The following is a 20,001-nucleotide window of genomic DNA, read 5'->3' as shown; positions in this document are numbered from 1 at the left end:
TTCAGCAATCCCTGAGAAGAAGTTTTCGACATGGATATCGAACTGCTGCAGAGATCATCTGTCTTGCAGTGTGTTGTTGTCTCTCTTTTAGTGCCTTTCGTGTGACTAACTGCCTGAATTTGCTTAGAAAGAAGCCGACATCCAATAGATGCCGGCTTCTTCGTCTTTAACTGTTCGTATATGGATCGAGCTCTCTGCTTACTTCTCCGTGCCAAGCAGCAAAAGCTGGATATAGGTTTTCTTTAATAACCGTTCCTTTTAAATTCTGATCAGCGAAACTGCCATCAAGCTTCATTGCTTGATTTGTTACTTCTTCATATTGATCGATTGCCGCGGTGACTGAAGGCTGGTCTGTGAACAGACTCTTTAGAAGAGTGTTGCTCTCAGCGATTTGAGCAAAAGCTTGGAAGATGTCTGTCAGGACGGTGTCACCTTCTGTTTTTTCGTAGTCCTCGAAGCTGGCGATTACATAATGAAAGGCTTCTTCGATGGTGGAAAGCATCTCACTGTACTCCCCAACGAACGTATGCTGTGTTTCGTCTAGTATCACCTTGTTAGTCAAAAAATCACTCATTTCTTTTTATCGTAAAACATGCCATCAAACTGCATGGATTCATATGGGTTCGTATACTTCTTGGCTGATGTTTTCTTCTTGGCCACACCGTTCATGTTCCGCTTGATGTCGTTACGCAGATTCGCAAGGCCTCTTTCGATTTCTGAATTCCAAGCAAGTATTTGTTTCCCAAGCTCCTTCTCTTCTTCGGAGTAAGGCCCTTTCATGCCGGTCATGACTGCCTGTCGTTGCTCCAATAAAGATTCCACCTCAGCTATAACCTCATCACGCTGCGTTTCATATGGGCTTTTTACCAGCTTTACCAGCTTCTCTGTGATGTTGTAGCACTGTTGAACGTTACTCATTACGCCTGGTCACGCTGGCCGCCGTGCTGCTGCTGGCGGTTGATTTGAATGACCTGCTTCCATGTATCACGCAGTTCTGTCAGCATCCCTTCCGCTTCATCAAGAATAGCGACGTCACTCTTGATATTGGCTTCCATGAGGCGGCGGTTGATGTAGTCATAAAGAGGAAGGATATTCTTGGACATCGGAATATCCATATTCAACGTAACCATTAACTCCTGAACGATAGCCTGTGCCTTTTGAATATTGGTGTTTTTTACTTCTACATTTTTTTCTTGGATGGCTTTTTTTGCTATATGAATGAACTTTAAACTTCCGTTATAAAGCATCAGGGTCAATTCACCTGGAGATGCTGTTGTAACCGAGTTATTTTGATAGGCTTTATAAGGATTGTTGATTGCCATAATGACACTCCTTTGGTTGGTTTTACTTGGCTACTTCCTTAAATCTTGTAATCTATTAACGAGTAGTTGATTTCCGCTCTAGTCGCACGACTCCGTGGGGCGAACGGTGAGCCTCCTCGGCTTCGCCTGCGGGGTCTCACCTGCCTGCTATTCCCACAGATGGTCGTACGCCTTCCGCTACAATCAACACATGTCTATAATGTTATAAAAACAACAAAAATCTATATGAAAAGAACCTTATACTTACATCTTTATTATAGAGATTCCACTGCACTGCAATTGAGTGCCTTGAATGTTGTATAAATGAGAAAGTCTTAAGTAATCACACATTCCTTTACATACTGAATTGCTGCATCAAGTACGATGATTGAGAATTCGCCTGCTGAATCGCTTTTTCCATGGCTGTGAATTGGCGCCAGTAGCGGTCTTCGATTTGTCCAAGACGATCTTGGAAACGAGTCATCTGCTTATCAATACTGTCGAGATTTCTTCCCAATGTAAAAGTTGAGTTTGTGCTGGTCAGCTTTCCTGCTTTCTGCTCAATGCTGTCCATTGTTGAACTAATCGTGTCTCTTAAGCGGCGAGCAATACCTTTTTCGCCGTCTGTTTCTCCGTTCTTGGAAAAAAGCTCATAAATCGCATTTGGATCTTTGGAAATAGCTTCTTTCAGCTTGTTTTCATCGATGATCAATTTACCACGATCAAGGTAATTGCTTGATGTTTTAATACCGATTTGGGCTAGTTGATTCGTCTCTGATGTTCCTCCTGAAATCGGGGTATACAAATCTGTCCGCATTTTGTTCATAGCAGAAGAAAGCACAGAGTCATTACGAAGGGTGCCGCTGCGGGCCTTCTCTTCCCATAACTCGATTTCCTTTTCTTCCATCGCTTCCTTTTGTTCAGCCGTTAACGGTTGGAAGTCACGGAACTTCTTTTCTCCTAGTTCTCCGTTTACTTTTTCGATGAGTTTGTTGTAGTCATCGACGAATTTGACGATTTTTTCTAAAATTTTGTCGGTGTCTGGTGCCGAACTGAAGGTGATTGCTTTATCACTATCTGCCTCTTTAAGCGAAAGCTCGAAACCGTTAATCTGAAATGTGTTTGAGGCTCTTTCTGTCGTTAAGCCGTTATACATGAAAGATGCATTTTCTCCAAGTGAACCCCTTTTGCCCTCTGTTTCTGCATTACCATCCGCATCAGCTGCAGCTGCTATTACATTAGTAGTATCTAACTTCAAATGGGTAGTCAGGAAACCTTCCGAAAACTCAATCTCCGGTCCGTTCTCATTGCTACCGGTATTCTTAGCCGTTACCGACATGACCTTTTCGTGAGGATCATAAAACATAGATACTCCCGTTTCAGAGTTGATTTTATTAATCATGCCCTGTAGTGTCATATCTTTTGGAATGGTTAATGTTTTCCCTTCCAGGATTCCTTCCTTGTTGACAGCCTTTATTGTAATTGACTGGTCTTCGGTTATCTCAAATAAGTCACTAAGCTTCGCGGAAGGACTGGCTGGCTTTTCAGGTTCATCCGGGTCTGTGATTTGGCCAGAACCAAACATCGTCGCAGCAGTTGCCAGCCGGTTAACCTTAATGCTCCCGGTGAAATCAGAAGTAGAACTGATATTTTTAACAGAAACAGCATTAGGATTGGATACATTCACCGTTTTCTGTGTATATGTACTCTGCTTCATAACTCCATCAAAAATCGAGTTACTGAAATCAAACAGCTCTTTATTGATCTCACGGTAGTCATCCCGCTGCCATTCTGTATAGGTCTTCTTCTGTTCCATTTTATCCAAAGGCAATTTCTCCGCCTTCATCAAATCCTTCACGATTTGGTCCGTATCCATTCCCGTCGCCAAACCGCCAATACGCATGTCACTCATAGTGCCACCTCATTTCTAAATCTTCTTGTCTACCATTAATCCTATAAATTCAGTCATCGCCGCATACATATCCAGCATCTTCTTTGCCGGAATTTCCCGGACGATTTCTTTTGAGTTGTTATCCACAATTGTTACATAGTATTCTTTTAATTTTTCATGAAATTGGAATTGAATTGAAGTGTCAGAGGCATTCAGGAATTCATTCACTCCTGTTACGACTTCTTCTACTTTTTCTTTTGTGACAGGCTCTTGTGTAGTAGAATCCCGCCGATCATCCTGCACTTTATGTATTTTTTCTATTTCTTTCGTTTCACTGCTTTGACTAGTAGATATTGATTGAAAAGCCGATGAACCACCTGTCACTTTTTCGATCATGTTCTGATCCTCCTAAGGGTTATATGGGTTATATCGGTTGGAGAAACAGAATTGTTTAGTTATAGAGAGCGTTTAGTGCAGCATTTTGCGAACAACAAAGAGACTCCAGAAATATGAAGTCTCTTAATCAGGTTAGGGGCTATTGGCTTAAATGCTCGAGAGATTGAGCTGAACTGCTTAAAGGCCTCCTATTGAACAAAAACCTTAAGAGATTGAGATAGAACTTCAATTGAATCACCTGGGGTGTAAGAAAAGGAGATTGAAACTGTTTGTCCTGCTTTAACCGATATGTTTTTTTCAGTAGGAAGAATCAGATATTGATTGTGCCAATCAACCATATCCTCACCCTGCGGAACACTCGCTAGCAGATTCTTTGTAATAAACCGGAAAGCATTAAACTCAGCCACTTGTTGAAAGGAAAAAGAAACATGACAAGAATAGGGTTCCACTTCGGCATGATCATAATCAATAATGTGATACACTTCCGGGTTATGGACATCTTGCGTCTCCGGTGAGACTACATATGGTGATTGAAAGAGCGGCACCGGTGCATGATAACCTTCGAAGGAATATTCCTGCAATACCGGCTGGACACCGAGCAAGGTTGCTGAAGGTATCATGACAGGAATTTCACCGAATTTTTCTTTATGATTTTTCCGAAACGCTTCAATTACCTCGACCTGTTTTTCACGCAAAAGAGCACTATGTAACATTTCACAAACTACTATATCGACTGGCTCTGATGGAACCCATAGAGAAGCATCTGCCTCGATCACGTCTACACGGTCTCCCATCCCGTTTTGTTTAATTAGAGCTCTACTTCTTTCTACTAGGGCAGGGTTGAATTCAATAGACTGAACGTTCGCACCTTGTTTGGCAGCGAAAAAGGACAATACTCCTGTGCCGCTTCCTAACTCGACCACTCTATGTCCGGGTTTAACAATTCGTTCAATAGCCGTCTTAAACGCCTGGACTCTATCATGATCAGACAGCATTTGATAATGGTAATGCAAGGGTATGAACTGACCTAATTGATCTTTTTCTTGAGATGACATATTTTCACTTCCTAATCTTTAAGCTTTTGGCAGAAAAGGTATCACTAGTGATTGCAGCAATAGTTCCAGGAATTCCACACTAGAATAAATACAATTAATTCAAACCGTCTTGAATTATACCAAAAAACTTAGTGTGATTAAGGGTTTATATGAAATTCACTATAAAGAAATTATGGAAAATGCAGGTTTTTTCCGGTTAGAGGGACTTCTACCCTAGATAAAAACATTAATGCAGCCTATATTCTACATGCAACTTATAATTAAATTCGTTCCACATATTTCATGGAGTAACTTTGAGGTTCCCTTAAGTTTGCAGGCTATGAAGTTATCTGTTCGTTGAGATATTTGATAAAAGAAAAGAAAAGGTATGTTCGGAGGTGAAGGCGAGAACGATGATTTGAATTTTTTGATATGTTGACAGGAAAGCTCCTAGGCGATGGGTATTTAATCAAACAACCCGGCAGAAAACCACGGCTTCAATTTATTCACTGTGCTAAAGACAGGGAATGGTGTGATCACTGTTTTCGGGAAATTGACATGTACATCCCTCTAACTGGTCCTCATTATAAAAAAGTTAACGATAAAAGAATAGCGGATGGCTACACAGAAGGCTACTATGTTCAATCAAAAACTCATCCCATCATTACCTCACTGGAAGCAATATGGTATAAAGACAGAAAGAAAAGACTACCTTTTGATCACATACATGACTACTTAACTCCATTATCTCTTGCCTGGTGGTATCAAGATGGTTGCCATCTAAAGAAAAAAGGAAATACAGTGCAAAAAATCATCTTCTCTACTGAAAGCTTTACTCCTCATGCAAACCTGCTGCATTGCAAAATGTTAAAAGATAAATTCTGCTTACAATTCTCCACAGATAAACAAAATCGCATAATCTTTTATGATCAGTTTCAAATTCATTACTTCTTACATCTTGTATCCTCGTATATGCATCCTTTCAAAGAAGGAAAACTAAAAGCTCATGCACGTTGCCTCTTTCAACTAAACCCAAAAGGACAACTATCTATTTATCTGAAGAGATTTCTTTAAAATCACCGACATTGGAGATTAATAATGAACTTACCTTTCTGAAAGAGTTATGGGAGATGTATCGTGGGAACAATTTTTATAGTAAGGAGTTATTAGAAAGGGTTTGTGCAATAAAACAGAAGAGGACAAAACCGTATCAGATAGTTGTTAATGAACACGATGTTCGTTTACTTGATTCTCTTAAGAATGAGACCGGCTTGAACTATAGTACACTTGCCAGCTTATGTGTTCTTCAGGGTAATGTTCAATAAAAAGAGAGTTTACCATAACTAGAGCCTTTATAATCTTTGTCCGAGTTACAAAAAATAAAAAATGTAAATATTTGGTGGATGCAGAACCTGTCCCTGTGTCCCTTCAAATGAAAGAGCACTATTTAACTTTACACAATTCGTCTAGCGAGTCATCAATAATCACTGTAAAATTTAGGTGATACCTAAAACCTGTCACTACTTCTCTCTTTGTGCCACAGATTAGTTGGACGATGAACCTAGTCCCTTTGTCCCTATAAGATTTATTCCTAATAAATACATAAATGTAAGTTATAAAAGAAACCCTAGTATTACTAGAGTCCCTTTGAAATCTACTTATTCATGATTATTTCCAGTTTAGTTGCACTTTCGCATTTCATTTTTGCTTCTTCTAAAGTCTCTCCAGAACCATCAACATTAAGTGAGCTGATTGCATAGTAAGGGAATGGTTTACCTTGTTCATGCTTAACCACTATGTTTATAAGTCTTCCTGCTATTTCTTTTTCGTACTCTTCAACGATATTCATTAAAATCACCACCTCAAATGCAAAAGGAGACCCCAGCCGAAGCCAAAGTCCCTTAAAAAATCTAAAATTAACGTAGAAGTTGAAGTACACCTTGTGGGTTTTGGTTCGCTTTTGCAAGCATTGCTTGAGAAGCTTGAGCAAGGATACTTTCTTTTGTTTGGTTCATCATTTCTTTCGCCATCGTGCGAACATTTACTTTCATAAATGACTAGACTATATCTTCACCCTCCAAATTGGTAGGGGCCGGGCACTTCGGATTCACAATGCTGATGTACATTGTTTCACCTACGGATTTCATCACCATAGCTTTCGCCTTAGATGGTTTATCCTAGTCGTTGAACCTTCTCCACTCTTTCGAGACAGGAGCTTGGCTGCTGATTGCCCAATCTTTTCTTTTTTCTAGCCCTCACGTTTACTGTTTCCAGTTGCGTTGTGGCAAGAAAAGCTTCAGGGGTTTCCAGCAATTCACCCGATAATGATCTCTGACCGTTACTAGTCAGGACGACTGTGCTCGTCGCTGCTTAGGCAGCTAGAGCATAATCTACGTCACGGATACGAGATTCCGCAGCAGTTAGGTTTTCAGCAGATGTTCCTAGGTTGTTAATTGTATGGTCTAAACGGTTTTGGTATGAACCTAGCTTAGAACGTTCTTCTGATACATCTTTTATAGCATTATCCAGTACTTTGATTGCAGCTGTAGCTTTATCAGCATCTGTGATATCTAGTGCATACTCAGCTGTTGAACCAGTTGTGTCACTAGCATCAGTTAACTGAGTAGTTGTAAAGGCTGCACCTGTTACACCACCCGCATTTGCTCCACCGGATGAAGTTCCTGATATATCCAAAGATAGCGAACGCATATCTGAAAAAGAAGCTGAGAATTGTTGATCCTGGTTTGCACCGATTTGAATTTGCGCTGCTCCTCCATCAGCTCCAGCGTTAGAGTCAGTTAATTTACTAGAATCACCTGCGGTCATTCTTACAGTATTATTATTAGCATCTGCTCCAGCAAACTCACCGCTCGCTTTAGCTGTAATTGTTAATTCTGTTCCAGAACTTTTCGCAAAATCAAATTGAGCAACTTCTGAATCTGGATTCTGCGCTGCATATAGCTGTAAACCAGCAATAATGTCGTCTGCAGTAGCATCTGCTCCATCAGTTCCTACAGTAATTGTATTACTTGAAACAACTGGAGTTGAACCAGGTACAACAGTTCCACCATCACCCTGGATTGTTATAGCTGTATTACCAAAAGTAAGTTCAAAAGAAGCTGATGTACCATCACCAATTAAAGTGTCTACATCAGATAAAGTATCTTGTTGTTGCTGAACAGAGTTATTAGCGTCTAATGAACCATTTAATACTTTCTTAGTATTAAATTCTGTATCGTTACCAATCCTAGTGATCTCTGAAGTTAATTGGTTCATTTCTTCTTGGAGTGCATCTCTATCATCCTGTGTATTAGTGTCATTAGAAGATTGGACAGATAATTCACGCATACGCTGTAAGATGCTATGGGTTTCATTTAATGCGCCTTCAGCTGTTTGAATCATAGATATACCATCTTGCGCATTTCTTGACGCTTGCTCAAGACCACGAACCTGTGAACGCATTTTTTCAGAGATAGATAAACCAGCAGCATCATCTCCAGCTTTGTTAATACGTAAACCAGATGACAATTTTTCCATAGAATTGTTCATACCGTTATTAGCACTGTTCAACTGACGATAGGTGTTCAACGCAGCAATGTTGTGATTAATTCTCATTGTATAATTTCCTCCTTGAATGTAGAGTCCACATCCTTGTGAACTTCTTTGTTTTAGAGAGTGAAAGGTCGGCCGCCCTTTGTTTCTCTTTACACTATTTATATCGTCAGGAGATTTTGGTTTTTAATAGTTTTTGAAAAAATTTTTATTGATTTTTCGAGAGCAGCGAGAACAGGTTGTCTACTCCTTGTGATGCTTCTGCATTTTCGTCTTGGATGGATAGGTAGATTTCTTTGCGGTGGATATCTATATTTTTCGGAGCTTCAATACCCAGCTTGATTTGGTCTCCCTTTATGCTCAGAACCGTGATTTCAATGCCATCGCCAATTTTAATAGCTTCTCCTGTTTTTCTTGTCAGTACAAGCATCGTCTCACCCCTTCACAGCTTGTATTGTTGTAAAGATGAAATGCTTAGTTTTGTAATCTGTTTCGTTGAGGATGACTTGCTTCCCTTTTTTGTTTTTCGTGTTTAAGATCAATGGCGCCTGCAGGTTTGCTGTTGTTTCTGTTATTGGATCTTTTACGGTTAGTATGGACAGGATCTTCACGTTTTTTTCCTCTTTTAAGCTCAATAGTTCCACGGTTGAGTTACTTAGTGTAAAGTCATAATCTGCAAAAAACTGAAAAGGATCACTGACTACAAAGCCCAGTTCGTCTGTTTTGGTAGATTGCAGCACCGAAAACCCATCAATCTGTTCTAGCGGCAAGATGACGAATTGTGTTTCTTCGAGAAATCCAGGAACTCCGCTTTCAAAAGTCCATATATCTTCTTGACTGATGTCTATTTCACCATGGTACTTCGTAAATATTTTCATAACACACATTCCTTCTATTAGATTTCTTGTTCATAATTGATGCCGACAAATTTTAGTCCTTCAAAATCAATATCCAGAGTTTGATGTTGTTTTAATCTGACATCAACTTGGGAACTCACATGTTCTATAATTGGTTTTTGAACTCTCGTATTATTGATTACCTCTTGAGGATGTGCATTTATTTTCACTGAGGAAGGGTCATATTGAATCTTGACACTTCCATACCTCGGTATCCATCCTATATTAAATTCATACTGAGGTGGTTCTCCATTACGTTTGGCTTGAGACGCAATTGCTCCACCACCGTTTTCAATCCTCATCAATTCATCACCGTCTTGAGCAGCTGAGCCTGTTGCTTCCAATGCAGCTTGCTGCCCTTCTTGAGCATTCTCTTCAGCCATTCGAAAAACACTTTTGATGTTCATGTCTGCCCATGCTTCTGTCTGGTCGATCGTTAACCTGCCTGGAGTCGTTTCTATGTCCAGTACAGCTTTTGGCTGCTGGATATCAAGCTGGGCTGGAAGCTGCTCGATTTCCATTCTGCCCGGTCTAGTTTCGATTGTGATGCTCGCGGGTGAGGATTGCAAGCGGATTTGCGGAAAGTTCATAGGTACACCTCCAAAATAAAAAGGACTGACCCCAAGGTGACAGTACACCTTAAAGGGTCAGTCCCTCAGCGTAATTTATCTTAAGAAATCCATCAGAGTTGGCTGGATGATTCTGGCTCCCACTCCAAGCGCCGCTCTGTGAACACTTTCCTGGGTTTTTAAATCTGTGATGACTCGTTCAATGTCTGCATCTTCATTATCTGATAGCACCCGGCTTGCAGTGATTTCCTGCTGCATGAGACGGTCATCTACCATTTCCAGACGGTTGTAACGAGCGCCCAATTCAGAACGTTCTGCAGAAAGCTTGTCCATGACCCCATCTAGTTTTCCAAGTTCCTCATCCAGCGTTGAAGTGTCGCCACTTTCTAAAGCCCTTTGAATGTTGTGGACAGTGTCAAACATGTCCTGGCTGAACACATTGTTTGGGTTCACATTTGCTTTAAGAGATACACCTCGTGAGACTTCAATATTGTAGCTATCGATAGCACCGTCAGCAAGATTGGGTGCTACCTGAGGAGCGGTTTCGCCTCCAGTTCCTTTGTCAGCAATTGGTGACCTGCTGACATCCGTTCCGTGGAATATGTAGCGTCCGGCAACCTGGGTATCTGCTGTATTTACAAGGTCTTGTTTAATCTGGTCGATCTCTTTGGCAACCGCTTTTCGATCCTCTGGACTCATTGAGCCATTCTTACCTTGAATCGTCAATTCCCGGACACGCTGCAGGCCCTGATTAGCTTGATCAATTCCGGCTTCAGAGTTTTCCATCCAAAGGTAGAGCTCGGAAAGGTTTCGCTTATACTGCTCGATCCCTGTGAGGTTGGAGCGGTAAAACATCCCTTTCATCGCAACGACCGGGTCGTCGGATGGATTTGTGATTTTTTTGCCTGTTGAGAGCTGGTCCTGCAGCTTGCCCATTCTGTTATAAGATGAACTCATATTTCTCATAGAGTTAGAGGTCAGCATACTTTGTGTTACGCGCATATTCGTTCACCATCCTTATCTTAGCATGCCGTTGATGATTTTATCGAGCATCTCATCCTGCAGTGTGATCATCCTTGCAGAGGCATTGTAAGCGTGCTGAAATTTGATCATGTTCGTCATTTCTTCATCCAGCGAGACGCCGCTGACAGACATCCTTCGTTCTTCAACTGCCTGCCTGAGAGTGTCACTGTTGTTGGTCAGTCTGACTGCTTCCTGGGAAGTAACCGCCATTTCACCGATAACACCTTCGTAGTAATTTCGGAAGTCTGCTTTTTCGCCGCTTCCTGTTTTATATTCGAAGGCAGTGTTGATTACATCTGCAAGCTTTAGGACGACAGAAGAGTCGCCGGCTGTTGCCTTGGCAGGGTCTGTTCCGTCTGCAGATGCTATATGATCTAGGTCATCCTGGACGACTTTTGAAATTCCGATTCTGCTGGCAAAGCCTTCTCTTGAACCGAGGTGATTTGTCAGAGGGTCTTCTTCATTAGCTAGAGGCTCGCCGTTTGTGCCTTGTTTCGGATCTACAAAGAAAACATTCTTCACATTTTCTTCTGCTTTAATTTCGTTTATTCCCATTCCATTTGCATGAATTTCATTGAATTCTTTTGCGAATGTATAAGCAAGGTTGTCCAGTTCGGAAAGCATATCGGTATAGACGCCTGTTGTCTCACCTTCTGAGGAATCCTGATAACCGTACATTTCCATTAGGCCTTTCAGTTTCCCTTGAGAAGTGAACTTTTCCGGGCTGACTTCCATGGTGCCTACCTTCACTTTACTGATAGCTCCATTCGGGCCTTCCGCTTCCAGTTTAAGGGTATTGGCACCGCCCGCTCCGACAAGGATTGCAGATGCCGATCCATTCTCATTCATCAGTTTGACAGTCGCCTGTCCGTCTGCGATATCAAGTGCTCCGCCGCCGCTAGATTTGTATGTAACCTGAATATCAACAATTTTGGAGAGTTCGTCTACCAGGCGGTCACGTTCATCATAGAGATCATTCGGAAGGTAGCCATGCGGTTCGACGTCCCCGATTCTTTTGTTGAGATTATCAATTTGCCTTGTCATCGAATTAATTTGGTTTTCAGTCACATCTATCTCATTTTTCAAATCAGTCCGGATGCTTGATAGAGATGAAGAAACATAGTTGAAGGTTTCAGCCACTGCGACACCACGCTGGCGCACTACTGAACGGGCACCGGAGTTGGTTGGGTTGACGGCTAGATCCTGAAGCGACTGCCAGAACATGTCCATCGTTTTAGACAAGCCGGAATCTGATGGTTCATTCATGACTTCTTCCATTTTCTTCATCGCTTCCATTTTGTTTTCCCAATAACCGAGTTTATTGTTTTCTCCGCGGTACTGAACATCGAGGAATTTTTCGCGTACACGCTGAATGGATCCCGCTTCCACCCCTGTTCCCATTTGACCGGGAATTTGCGGACGGTTGATGGCGGGTGAAGGATATGGTTCGGTCTGTTCGAAGTTTACCCGCTGGCGAGTGAATCCCGGTGTATTGGCGTTGGCAATATTGTGTCCTGTTGTGTGCAGGGCTCCCTGCTGGGTGTACATCCCCCGCTTGGCGGTTTCAAGCCCCATAAAAGTGGAACGCATGGTGTGGCCTCCGTTTCAAATCTTTTTCTCTCATTAAGCTTTGGAATCAAACATGGACTTTCCGGCTGCCTGCCTCTTATTACCGGCTGGACGGCTGTAGTTGGTCTGCTCGGACTGGGGCTGCAGCATTGATAAATTCATGTTGACGAACTGAAGAGATTGATAGACAAGCTTTTGGTTCAGTTCGTTCTGATTTTTTAGTTTGACTGTCAGCTCCAGGAGTTCTTTCTTCTTTTCTTTGAACTCTTTTTGTACAGCTTCATCAGCGTGTTCAATGACCTGTGCCAGGCTTGGTGACTCTGTGTGGATTCCTTTTTGCAGTAGGAATTCCGCTGCAAGCTTTTGGCGCTGCATCTCCAGTGTATTGATCGCTGAAATATGATTTTGTTCTTTTTTTATAAAATCATTTAAGGCTTCCGTATCGCCCTTTTTGATGAAGTCTGTTTTTTCCAAGGAGAGGTCATACAGGCTGCGGTGTAAGGTATATATTTTTTCTAATGTGCTTAAAAGCTGTTCTGCTTGCATGGGACTCTCTCCTTTATATTAATTGCGATAAAAATTGATCAGCCCTTTAGCAATCTTTTGCGGGTCTGGTTTGTAGTTGCCGTTTTCGACACTGATTTTCAGTTCCTCCACCTTCGCTTGTCTTTCTTTCACAAGTTTAGATGTTCCCTGCATTTCCTTGGCCGCAGAAGAGATTTCAATTTTGTCAGCTTTTTGAAGGTTTGTTTTAGCTGCTTGATCGACTTTATTCATCTGGCGCTTATAAGGGTTGATTCCTGAATTATTTATGTTATTGATTTTCATGAGGCTTCCCTCGCTTTCTTTTTCCGCTCAAGTCTTCTATCCATTATATCGGACGGGGGCGGGATTTGTTTAGTATTTACACTGTGGGTGTTTCTTCCTATTTTGAATAATAGGTAGATTGCTGGTCTTTATTTTTCTTTTCTTGGAATGCGTTCTCAGCGGCAAGTTTTTGCAGATCCTGTGTCAGATTACTTGTGCACTCGTCGCAAAGCTTCGCCTTCGGTATTATCTTCCCGCAATTATCACATGGATAACCCATGTTCGGGAAATGAGCAGGCTGTAATCGTTTTTTACGTACCCATTTATGAATCAATTTTTCTCTAACTCCGATGACTTCCACCACACGTTCGATTGAAGCTGCACGGTTTTCTCGCTTTCTTAAAAACGCATAAACCTCTTCAAACTTTTTTTCTTCTTCTCTAAAGCATTTATCGCATGTATCTTTAAACATATTTTTTACATATAGTCCGTTGCATTCTGGACAATTCATTAGTTCTGACATGGTCCTTCCACCTCTCGTGATTGCTCTCTGCTACTTATATCGGCAGGGCAGCGGGACTGTTTAGCTTTATCAGCCCCTTGCGAGCGTCAGGGAGCTCACTTGCTTTGCCCCAGCTTGTTTCAAGCATTGGGCCGCGTGGCGGAGGGTGGTGCCGGTGGTGTAGATGTCATCGATGAGGAGGATGGATTGGTTGGTGATGTTTGGTTGATCGGGAGACAAGTCGAAAACCGTTTCGCTGTGGATACGTTCCTGGCGTGATTTTTTGGATTGTTTTTCAGAGTGCTTGCGGATGAGCAGGTGCTGGGTTTGGAGGCCGGCTTCTTTTGCTATGGCTTCTGATTGGTTGAAGCCTCGTTCTTGGAGCCGCTCTGGGCTTAGCGGTATCGGGACGATGAGACTTGTGTTCATTGCTGAGGCGGCTTCTTTGATGCTTGCGGAGAAGGCTTTTGCCAGAATATAGTCCCCTCGGTATTTGAATCTCGCCAGGTATGATTTCAGGTATTCATTATATAGAAGAAGCGAGGTGTTTTTTGTGAGAACTCCACTCCATTGGGGATCCCGCTCCCACCTTGTGCAGTCGAGGCAGATTCCTTCTTTTATGTGATGTGGTTCTAAGAGGGAAAGCGGGCGGGAACAGGTGCGGCATCTCTCTCCAGTTATGGATTGGAGCTGTGATTCGCATTTTCCGCAGAGCCAGCGTTCTTTTGGTGTGAACAAAAACGAATTCCATGTCATGTGGTACTCGATTTCACTGTGGCAGTCGAGACAATGGGTATTCATGCGTCTAACAGTCCCCTTTTTGCTCCTTGCCGGTTCATTTCTTTTATATGGTGAACGGATTTTATCATGGAGCGGGTTTTTCCGTAATGAAAGAACGTGATGTCTCCTGTTGGATGCTCTGCGCTTCTGCCGGCACGCCCTGCGATTTGGACGAGGGCGCTTTCTGTGAAGATTTCTTCCTCGGCTCCCATAACGGCGACATCGATATTCGGGATGGTCACTCCTCTTTCCAGGATGGTGGTGGTTAGTAAAATGGGAATCTCTCCGTCTCTCATTCTTTGAACTTTTTCTTTTCGTTCGGGATCTTCTGCGTGAACTGATAGGATATCAGGGTGTATTTTTTGAAAAAGAGGCAGTGCTTTTTCCATGGTTGTGACGGACGGCAGGAAGATGAGTGCTTTTTTGTTTGTTGTGATTCTCTTTTCAGTCCATTTTTTTATGGGAAGTGCGAGTTTTCCTTTTTCCAGAGCGGCTTTCCAGTTTCCTCCCCACTGTAGTGCGGGAACCGGCAGAGGGTGTCTGTGGTATCTTGCCGGGATGGTGACGTGATTTCTTTTTCCCCGGGAACATTCTCTCTGCAGGGCTCTGTTGGGAGTGGCGGTAAGGTAAATGAGAGATGACGTTGGTTTTCGGGCTTTTTCGACAGCGTACTGCAGGGTTTTATCGAAGGAGTAAGGAAAGGCATCAACTTCATCGACAATGAGGGTGTCGAAGGCTTCTTTGTACCGATAGAGCTGGTGGGTGGTCGAGAGGACGAGCTGGGAGTACTTGTGCCGGTCGTCGCTTCCTCCGTAAAGGGCGATAGGATGGGCTTCCGGGAAAACTTTTCTCAGGCGGGGAGCGAGTTCCAGGATAACATCGGTTCTTGGAGTGGCGATGCAGACTCTTTTTCCCGTTTTTAATGCTTGATGGATGCCGTGGAACAGCACTTCTGTTTTACCTGCCCCGCATACCGCCCATACCAGAAGGTCGGTGTTTCCTTGAATGGCTGCTGCGACTTTATCGGATGCCGTTTGCTGTCCTTGCGAAAGGGTTCCTTTCCATTGCAGAGAGTCGATGGTGGTGTTTTGCGAAGGTCCGGTCCATTGTATGAGCGGAGTGCACTGGGAGACCCGCCCCATCATGATGCATTTACGGCAGTAGGTGCATTGCTCGTTGCAGCGGCTGCAAGGGAAACTGGCGAATAGTGACTGGTCCTGATTTCCGCAGCGAGTGCATTGTGGGTTGGTTTTTAGAAGCTGGATTCCTTTTGAATATGAGATGTGACCATTTTCGTAGTGAGTTTGGATTTCTTCGAGTGTGTGGGGAATTTCGTCCAGGAGGAGGGCTTTTCCTTCTAAAAGGAATTGAAGATCTGGGTTGAGTGTAAATGTGAGGTTTGGGGAAAGATTGCCGGGTAAGTTTGCAAGGGCTTCAGGGGGGATTTTTTCATTATCATAGTGAAATCTCAAGAATATCACTCCTTTCTATTGTTATATTCTCTTCTGCGGGAGAGATTCCTGCCAGGCGCCTCTAGGTGTTATTACTTTTATTGAAACTATTTTTATATTAAAATCGTCTAACTGGTACAGATTAGGTCCTTAGCACTAAATCATTATGTTTATCGCGGGCAGCAAGGAGAGGACGAAGGTGACAGGACACACAGTAGTTACAGTTTTATATTTGTCAGTATCGTTGATTTGGCTGGCGACAAAAGGACGTTCATTAATTGAAAGAAATAGCGGGTATTTAATTCCAATTATGGTTTTTGGCATAGGATCCGGGATGATGATTCTTGAACCAAGTCATTCAAAGGACCGGGAAGGGATTGGCGCTTTGACTTACGGATTGGTTGTTACGGGAATAAGCCTCATTGGCTTTTTGATAGTTTTCATTCTCGAGCAGATAAAGAGGCGTAAGGGCTGATCAGGTATGGCTAATCATTTCATCTGACTCTAATGTTTTAAAAGAATAATTACAGGAGAAATAAATGTCCATCATCAACTATATAATCAGGGTATGCTGCTACACTAACGGGAATAGTATAAATTATAAACAAACCAATATGACTCATTAGGAAAGCATTACATAAGTGGAACAGCAGCCACTATGATACGCTTTTGGAGGAAAAAAGGATGAAAAATCCAATGGGGACCCTATACTTTTTCTGCGGAAAAATGGGCGCGGGAAAGTCAACTAAATCAAAGCAGCTGGCGAGCGGAAAAAATGCTGTTCTTTTGTCTGAGGATGAATGGCTTTCATCCCTTTATCCCAATCAGATAACATCATTTGAGGACTATCTAAAATTCTCATCGCAACTTAAACCGTTAGTGAAAAAGCATGTCCAAAACATATTAAGGGCCGGTACAGATGTAGTGATGGATTTTCCAGCTAACACTCCGAAACTGCGAAAGTGGTTTTATGATATAGCGTCAGAGGTCCCTGCTAGTCATCAACTGATTTTCCTTAATCTGAACAACGAGCAATGCTTACATCACATTTCTATAAGACGCAATGAACAACCCGAAAGAGCAGCTTTTGACACAGAAGAGATGTTTTTTCATGTTACTAAATTTTTTGAAGCACCCAAAGCTTCTGAGGGTTTAAATATTTTGGAGTATAGTAGAGAAGAATAATAAACAGTTTAGAACAGTAGAAAGAACAGATGATTACATAATTAAAAACGCAGAGGCGACTCTGCGTTTTTCTGTAGTCCTTACTTAACAAATAACAATGCTTCATTATTGGATTCGTTACATTCTTCTCGACCAGCCCATTCCCATCGAACCTTCGCCAAGATGGGTTCCAATGACGGGGCCGAAGTAGCTGACAGAAAACTCAACGTCAGGGTATTGCTGCTGCAGCTCGTCCTTCCATTGGTGCGCTTCCTCTTCACGGTTGGCATGGATGATGACGGCCTGCATAGGATAGCCTTTTTCAACTTCTCTTCCTAGCATTTCGACGATTCTCTTCATCGCTTTTTTGCGTGTCCGGATTTTCTCGAATGGAACAATGACTTTATCCTGAAAATGAAGCAGCGGCTTGACTTGCAGCAGGCTGCCGATGATGGCCTGCGCTGCAGATAACCGTCCTCCGCGCTGCAGATGCGCCAAGTCGTCGACCATGAAATAGGCGTGAACGGTAGTTTTCATTTCATGCAGTTTTTCAATGATTTTTTCAGGATCCATTCCCTCGGCTGCGAGCTGGGAGGCATAAATCGGGTAAAACCCCTGGATCATGCAGCTGATTTCTGAATCGAAAGGGAACACTTTGATCCCTTCGACCATATCGCCTGCCTGGATGGCACCTTGATAGGTTCCGCTGATGCCGCTTGAAAGATGAATGGAAATGACAGCATCATAGTCTTTTGCCAGGTCTTCATACAGTTCGACGAAGCTTCCAAGTGAAGGCTGTGAAGTGGTCGGAAGCTTCTCTTCATTCTTGACTTCCTGGTAAAAATCGCTTGCAGAAATATCAATTTCCTCGCGGTACGTTTCGCCGCCGAGAATCACGCTCAGCGGAATCATTTTAATATTATATCGGTCACGCAATTCTTTGGGGATGTAGGCGGTACTATCCGTAACAATTGCAGTTTTCATTAAATTACCTGCCTTAACTTTTATTTTATCGGACGGGCCGATAACTTGTCTTCCTTCAATCTATGTATAGAACTCATTTTATATGAAAAAGGAATGGATTGCATTACTATCTGAGAAAAAACCTCTTTACCTCTCTAAAGCAGTAAAAGGGACAGTCCCCTTTTGCGCGTTAAAGCGTGATAGGGGACTGTCCCTTTTAGTACGGCCGCACTATGAAGAGCATATTAAATTTTAAACCTTTGCACTCTATCCTCGAGTTCTTTGGCAAGCTTGAATAATTCTTTTGCGTTTCCGCTTACCTCTTCCATGACGATAGAAGATTGTTGTACTGTTGCAGCTGTTTCTTCAATTCCTGCCGCAGATTCTTCAGAAATGGAGGATATATATTCTATCGCTTCTTTCATTTGAAGATTTTGTTCTGTGACAGTCATAAGGTTTTTGGTTATGACCCTGATATTATCATCCATGGCTGTGATGGATTCCCCAAGATCAGCGAAGTTTTCCTGTGTTTTTTCAACTGTCTTCGTTCCATTTCTCACCTGTTGATAATCCTGATGAAGAGATGCCCCAATCTCTTTCGTTTCTTGTTGAATTCCATCGACAATATGAGTGATTTCTACCAAAGAGTGAGAAACTTCTTCAGCAAGCCTTCTCACTTCTGCCGCCACAACAGCGAACCCTCTTCCGCTTTCTCCTGCTCTCGCTGCTTCGATGGCTGCATTCAGTGCAAGAAGATTTGTTTGCTCCGATATGCCTTGAATGACTTTGACGAAATGGGAGATTTGTTCTGTTTTAACATTAAGAGAATCTATTTTTTTTACAGAGGATCGGACTCCCCGGTAGATGGTCTTCATTTGCTGAACAGATTCAGCCATAAGTTCATAGCCTTGAGTTGATTGTTCTGCCACTCTATCCGAGTCACTGCTGACCTTTTTCCCTAATTCATTTGTTTCCCCGATGGCTTGAGAGAGCATCAGCATTCTTTCTCCAAGATCATTGGTTGACAGCACCTGGCCATCCATACCGCCGGAAAGCTCATTCATAGTGGCTGCCACCTGTTTGCTGCCTTCCTTTACTTCGGAGGAAAAATGAGATAATTCATTGCTTCTATTAGTAACTGTGTGGGACACTCTCAGGATATCAGCCGCCATTGACCGCAGGCTGTTTTTCATAGAATTGACTGAGATGCTCAGCTGCCCAATCTCATCCCTTCCTTGATAGGTAAGATCCTCAGCTTGAAGGTTTCCTTCTGCAATTCGATTGGATGCTTCCACTACTTTTTTTAAGCTCCTGGAAACCAAACGATTGATCAGAATTGTTAGTGTTATACCTGTAAAAATGGATACAGCTACAGAAAGAAACAGAATGGTTTTGCTGCTTCCTATGTTTGCAAAAGTCATGGAAATGGCTTCTTCTTTACTCTCTTCAGCGGTATCTTTTAAAAGCTGCAGTTTCTCGAGGGCATATTGCCTTTGAATATCTATTTTCTTCAGCACAGCATTAATGGCAATTGTCTTTTCCGAATTCACTGCGGGAATGAGCTCCTCATAAAAAAGGGCATTCAATTCCTTATCATTCTTGATCACTTCCTGAAACAGCTTTTTCTCCTTAGTACTCTTCATTTCCCCTGTAACCTGCTGTTCAAGTTGGTTAAATTCTTTTTCACGCGCTTCATACTCTTCTATTAGGCTGGGTTCCGGATCTCTGGCATAATCCAGGAAACGGATGGTCTTAGAACGGTAAAGACTTCCCATTTCCGTCATGGCCGCTGCCCGGCTGCTTTTCTCATCCATATGCTTAATATTTTTTTCCATAGCGTTGAATTGTAAAAAGATAATGATGGCTGAAGCTAAAAATAATGCAGTCGTAATGGACACAGTAATGATGTATTTATCACCGATTTTTGTGTTTCGCCAAAATTTCTTCATTTCTCCTCCTGTAATTTCTGCTATTTTTATAGGACTATTTAATTATATAAAACCTTTAAAGGTTTTCGAGCTCATTAACAGAAAGAGAACTGAACCTTAACACTATTTTTACACAGGAGTGGTTTATTGCTTTAAAGCAGTGAAAGGGACAGTC

Annotated in this window: 23 protein-coding genes and 1 pseudogene; 3 read left to right on the top strand and 21 right to left on the bottom strand. The window is 42.4% G+C overall.

The window, feature by feature from the left end; all coding sequences use genetic code 11:
- Nucleotides 1-166 precede the first annotated feature (166 nt).
- From FZC79_RS07950 to FZC79_RS07925, 6 genes are all read right to left on the bottom strand, one after another.
- Nucleotides 167-562 carry a hypothetical protein gene (locus FZC79_RS07950; protein WP_187442690.1) on the bottom strand — a complete coding sequence of 132 codons (396 nt, stop codon included), beginning with the start codon at nucleotides 560-562 and terminating at the stop codon, nucleotides 167-169.
- Between the two features lie 8 nt (nucleotides 563-570).
- Nucleotides 571-810 (bottom strand): hypothetical protein, encoded by a 240-nt coding sequence (locus tag FZC79_RS07945; protein ID WP_187442689.1) that lies wholly within the window; start codon nucleotides 808-810, stop codon nucleotides 571-573.
- A 107-nt stretch (nucleotides 811-917) separates the two neighbouring features.
- Complete coding sequence (gene fliS, locus FZC79_RS07940) at nucleotides 918-1,322, bottom strand: flagellar export chaperone FliS (RefSeq protein ID WP_148946274.1); 405 nt, start codon at nucleotides 1,320-1,322, stop codon at nucleotides 918-920.
- Nucleotides 1,323-1,656: 334 nt separating this feature from the next.
- A complete protein-coding gene (locus FZC79_RS07935) occupies nucleotides 1,657-3,213 on the bottom strand; it encodes a flagellar hook-associated protein 2 (RefSeq protein ID WP_148946273.1) in 1,557 nt (518 codons plus the stop codon).
- Nucleotides 3,214-3,228: 15 nt separating this feature from the next.
- A complete protein-coding gene (gene flaG, locus FZC79_RS07930; protein WP_148946272.1) occupies nucleotides 3,229-3,588 on the bottom strand; it encodes a flagellar protein FlaG in 360 nt (119 codons plus the stop codon).
- Nucleotides 3,589-3,776: 188 nt separating this feature from the next.
- Nucleotides 3,777-4,643 carry a methyltransferase domain-containing protein gene (locus FZC79_RS07925; RefSeq protein WP_148946271.1) on the bottom strand — a complete coding sequence of 289 codons (867 nt, stop codon included), beginning with the start codon at nucleotides 4,641-4,643 and terminating at the stop codon, nucleotides 3,777-3,779.
- A gap of 411 nt (nucleotides 4,644-5,054) precedes the next feature.
- On the opposite strand from FZC79_RS07925, the gene FZC79_RS07920 reads away from it, so the two are divergent.
- Nucleotides 5,055-5,696 (top strand): hypothetical protein, encoded by a 642-nt coding sequence (locus tag FZC79_RS07920; RefSeq protein ID WP_148946270.1) that lies wholly within the window; start codon nucleotides 5,055-5,057, stop codon nucleotides 5,694-5,696.
- Nucleotides 5,697-6,276: 580 nt separating this feature from the next.
- Here the strand turns inward: FZC79_RS07920 and FZC79_RS07915 are convergent.
- The 13 genes and pseudogenes from FZC79_RS07915 to FZC79_RS07855 all read right to left on the bottom strand — a co-directional run bounded on the left by FZC79_RS07915 (nucleotide 6,277) and on the right by FZC79_RS07855 (nucleotide 15,792).
- Nucleotides 6,277-6,471: a hypothetical protein gene (locus FZC79_RS07915; RefSeq protein ID WP_148946269.1), complete on the bottom strand. Its 195-nt coding sequence runs from the start codon at nucleotides 6,469-6,471 to the stop codon at nucleotides 6,277-6,279.
- 67 nt (nucleotides 6,472-6,538) lie between these two features.
- A pseudogene (locus tag FZC79_RS07910) lies at nucleotides 6,539-6,652 on the bottom strand (flagellin); the annotation flags it as partial.
- Nucleotides 6,653-6,992: 340 nt separating this feature from the next.
- The gene (locus FZC79_RS07905) at nucleotides 6,993-8,237 is read right to left on the bottom strand and encodes a flagellin (protein WP_148946268.1); all 1,245 of its coding nucleotides are present in this window, start codon (nucleotides 8,235-8,237) and stop codon (nucleotides 6,993-6,995) included.
- 145 nt (nucleotides 8,238-8,382) lie between these two features.
- Entirely contained in the window at nucleotides 8,383-8,604 is a 222-nt protein-coding gene (gene csrA / locus FZC79_RS07900) for a carbon storage regulator CsrA (protein WP_148946267.1), read from the bottom strand.
- Nucleotides 8,605-8,608: 4 nt separating this feature from the next.
- Nucleotides 8,609-9,052 (bottom strand): flagellar assembly protein FliW, encoded by a 444-nt coding sequence (gene fliW / locus FZC79_RS07895; protein ID WP_148946266.1) that lies wholly within the window; start codon nucleotides 9,050-9,052, stop codon nucleotides 8,609-8,611.
- A gap of 17 nt (nucleotides 9,053-9,069) precedes the next feature.
- Nucleotides 9,070-9,660, bottom strand: coding sequence for a DUF6470 family protein (locus FZC79_RS07890; RefSeq protein WP_148946265.1), 591 nt, complete (start codon nucleotides 9,658-9,660; stop codon nucleotides 9,070-9,072).
- 75 nt (nucleotides 9,661-9,735) lie between these two features.
- Nucleotides 9,736-10,641, bottom strand: coding sequence for a flagellar hook-associated protein FlgL (gene flgL / locus FZC79_RS07885; protein WP_148946264.1), 906 nt, complete (start codon nucleotides 10,639-10,641; stop codon nucleotides 9,736-9,738).
- A 15-nt stretch (nucleotides 10,642-10,656) separates the two neighbouring features.
- Nucleotides 10,657-12,252: a flagellar hook-associated protein FlgK gene (flgK, locus tag FZC79_RS07880; protein WP_148946263.1), complete on the bottom strand. Its 1,596-nt coding sequence runs from the start codon at nucleotides 12,250-12,252 to the stop codon at nucleotides 10,657-10,659.
- A gap of 33 nt (nucleotides 12,253-12,285) precedes the next feature.
- Entirely contained in the window at nucleotides 12,286-12,777 is a 492-nt protein-coding gene (locus FZC79_RS07875; protein ID WP_148946262.1) for a flagellar protein FlgN, read from the bottom strand.
- Nucleotides 12,778-12,795: 18 nt separating this feature from the next.
- Nucleotides 12,796-13,059: a flagellar biosynthesis anti-sigma factor FlgM gene (flgM, locus tag FZC79_RS07870; protein ID WP_148946261.1), complete on the bottom strand. Its 264-nt coding sequence runs from the start codon at nucleotides 13,057-13,059 to the stop codon at nucleotides 12,796-12,798.
- A 97-nt stretch (nucleotides 13,060-13,156) separates the two neighbouring features.
- Complete coding sequence (locus tag FZC79_RS07865; RefSeq protein ID WP_148946260.1) at nucleotides 13,157-13,561, bottom strand: TIGR03826 family flagellar region protein; 405 nt, start codon at nucleotides 13,559-13,561, stop codon at nucleotides 13,157-13,159.
- Nucleotides 13,562-13,630: 69 nt separating this feature from the next.
- Entirely contained in the window at nucleotides 13,631-14,341 is a 711-nt protein-coding gene (locus FZC79_RS07860) for a ComF family protein (RefSeq protein ID WP_148946259.1), read from the bottom strand.
- Nucleotides 14,338-15,792: a DEAD/DEAH box helicase gene (locus tag FZC79_RS07855; protein WP_148946258.1), complete on the bottom strand. Its 1,455-nt coding sequence runs from the start codon at nucleotides 15,790-15,792 to the stop codon at nucleotides 14,338-14,340. The genes FZC79_RS07860 and FZC79_RS07855 overlap by 4 nt, the downstream gene beginning before the upstream one ends.
- Before the next feature lie 178 nt (nucleotides 15,793-15,970).
- On the opposite strand from FZC79_RS07855, the gene FZC79_RS07850 reads away from it, so the two are divergent.
- Nucleotides 15,971-16,246 (top strand): hypothetical protein, encoded by a 276-nt coding sequence (locus FZC79_RS07850; protein ID WP_148946257.1) that lies wholly within the window; start codon nucleotides 15,971-15,973, stop codon nucleotides 16,244-16,246.
- Nucleotides 16,247-16,455: 209 nt separating this feature from the next.
- Nucleotides 16,456-16,956 carry an AAA family ATPase gene (locus FZC79_RS07845; RefSeq protein WP_148946256.1) on the top strand — a complete coding sequence of 167 codons (501 nt, stop codon included), beginning with the start codon at nucleotides 16,456-16,458 and terminating at the stop codon, nucleotides 16,954-16,956.
- A gap of 117 nt (nucleotides 16,957-17,073) precedes the next feature.
- Here the strand turns inward: FZC79_RS07845 and FZC79_RS07840 are convergent, their stop codons facing one another.
- Nucleotides 17,074-17,919 carry a DegV family protein gene (locus tag FZC79_RS07840; protein ID WP_148946255.1) on the bottom strand — a complete coding sequence of 282 codons (846 nt, stop codon included), beginning with the start codon at nucleotides 17,917-17,919 and terminating at the stop codon, nucleotides 17,074-17,076.
- Between the two features lie 224 nt (nucleotides 17,920-18,143).
- The gene (locus tag FZC79_RS07835; protein ID WP_148946254.1) at nucleotides 18,144-19,847 is read right to left on the bottom strand and encodes a methyl-accepting chemotaxis protein; all 1,704 of its coding nucleotides are present in this window, start codon (nucleotides 19,845-19,847) and stop codon (nucleotides 18,144-18,146) included.
- Between the last annotated feature and the right edge of the window lie 154 nt (nucleotides 19,848-20,001).

Source organism: Rossellomorea vietnamensis (assembly GCF_008180615.1).
Classification (GTDB): domain Bacteria; phylum Bacillota; class Bacilli; order Bacillales; family Bacillaceae_B; genus Rossellomorea; species Rossellomorea vietnamensis_D.
Note: the sequence above shows the minus strand (reverse complement) of the source record. Positions and strands in the feature narration are given on the sequence as shown.

What these genes read in the sequence shown, in the direction of transcription:
- fliS (WP_148946274.1), bottom strand. Translation starts at nt 1,322, where the DNA reads ATGGCAATCAACAATCCTTATAAAGCCTATCAAAATAACTCGGTTACA.
- FZC79_RS07935 (WP_148946273.1), bottom strand. Translation starts at nt 3,213, where the DNA reads ATGAGTGACATGCGTATTGGCGGTTTGGCGACGGGAATGGATACGGAC.
- flaG (WP_148946272.1), bottom strand. Translation starts at nt 3,588, where the DNA reads ATGATCGAAAAAGTGACAGGTGGTTCATCGGCTTTTCAATCAATATCT.
- FZC79_RS07925 (WP_148946271.1), bottom strand. Translation starts at nt 4,643, where the DNA reads ATGTCATCTCAAGAAAAAGATCAATTAGGTCAGTTCATACCCTTGCAT.
- FZC79_RS07920 (WP_148946270.1), top strand. Translation starts at nt 5,055, where the DNA reads ATGTTGACAGGAAAGCTCCTAGGCGATGGGTATTTAATCAAACAACCC.
- FZC79_RS07915 (WP_148946269.1), bottom strand. Translation starts at nt 6,471, where the DNA reads ATGAATATCGTTGAAGAGTACGAAAAAGAAATAGCAGGAAGACTTATA.
- FZC79_RS07905 (WP_148946268.1), bottom strand. Translation starts at nt 8,237, where the DNA reads ATGAGAATTAATCACAACATTGCTGCGTTGAACACCTATCGTCAGTTG.
- csrA (WP_148946267.1), bottom strand. Translation starts at nt 8,604, where the DNA reads ATGCTTGTACTGACAAGAAAAACAGGAGAAGCTATTAAAATTGGCGAT.
- fliW (WP_148946266.1), bottom strand. Translation starts at nt 9,052, where the DNA reads ATGAAAATATTTACGAAGTACCATGGTGAAATAGACATCAGTCAAGAA.
- FZC79_RS07890 (WP_148946265.1), bottom strand. Translation starts at nt 9,660, where the DNA reads ATGAACTTTCCGCAAATCCGCTTGCAATCCTCACCCGCGAGCATCACA.
- flgL (WP_148946264.1), bottom strand. Translation starts at nt 10,641, where the DNA reads ATGCGCGTAACACAAAGTATGCTGACCTCTAACTCTATGAGAAATATG.
- flgK (WP_148946263.1), bottom strand. Translation starts at nt 12,252, where the DNA reads ATGCGTTCCACTTTTATGGGGCTTGAAACCGCCAAGCGGGGGATGTAC.
- FZC79_RS07875 (WP_148946262.1), bottom strand. Translation starts at nt 12,777, where the DNA reads ATGCAAGCAGAACAGCTTTTAAGCACATTAGAAAAAATATATACCTTA.
- flgM (WP_148946261.1), bottom strand. Translation starts at nt 13,059, where the DNA reads ATGAAAATCAATAACATAAATAATTCAGGAATCAACCCTTATAAGCGC.
- FZC79_RS07865 (WP_148946260.1), bottom strand. Translation starts at nt 13,561, where the DNA reads ATGTCAGAACTAATGAATTGTCCAGAATGCAACGGACTATATGTAAAA.
- FZC79_RS07860 (WP_148946259.1), bottom strand. Translation starts at nt 14,341, where the DNA reads ATGAATACCCATTGTCTCGACTGCCACAGTGAAATCGAGTACCACATG.
- FZC79_RS07845 (WP_148946256.1), top strand. Translation starts at nt 16,456, where the DNA reads ATGAAAAATCCAATGGGGACCCTATACTTTTTCTGCGGAAAAATGGGC.
- FZC79_RS07840 (WP_148946255.1), bottom strand. Translation starts at nt 17,919, where the DNA reads ATGAAAACTGCAATTGTTACGGATAGTACCGCCTACATCCCCAAAGAA.
- FZC79_RS07835 (WP_148946254.1), bottom strand. Translation starts at nt 19,847, where the DNA reads ATGAAGAAATTTTGGCGAAACACAAAAATCGGTGATAAATACATCATT.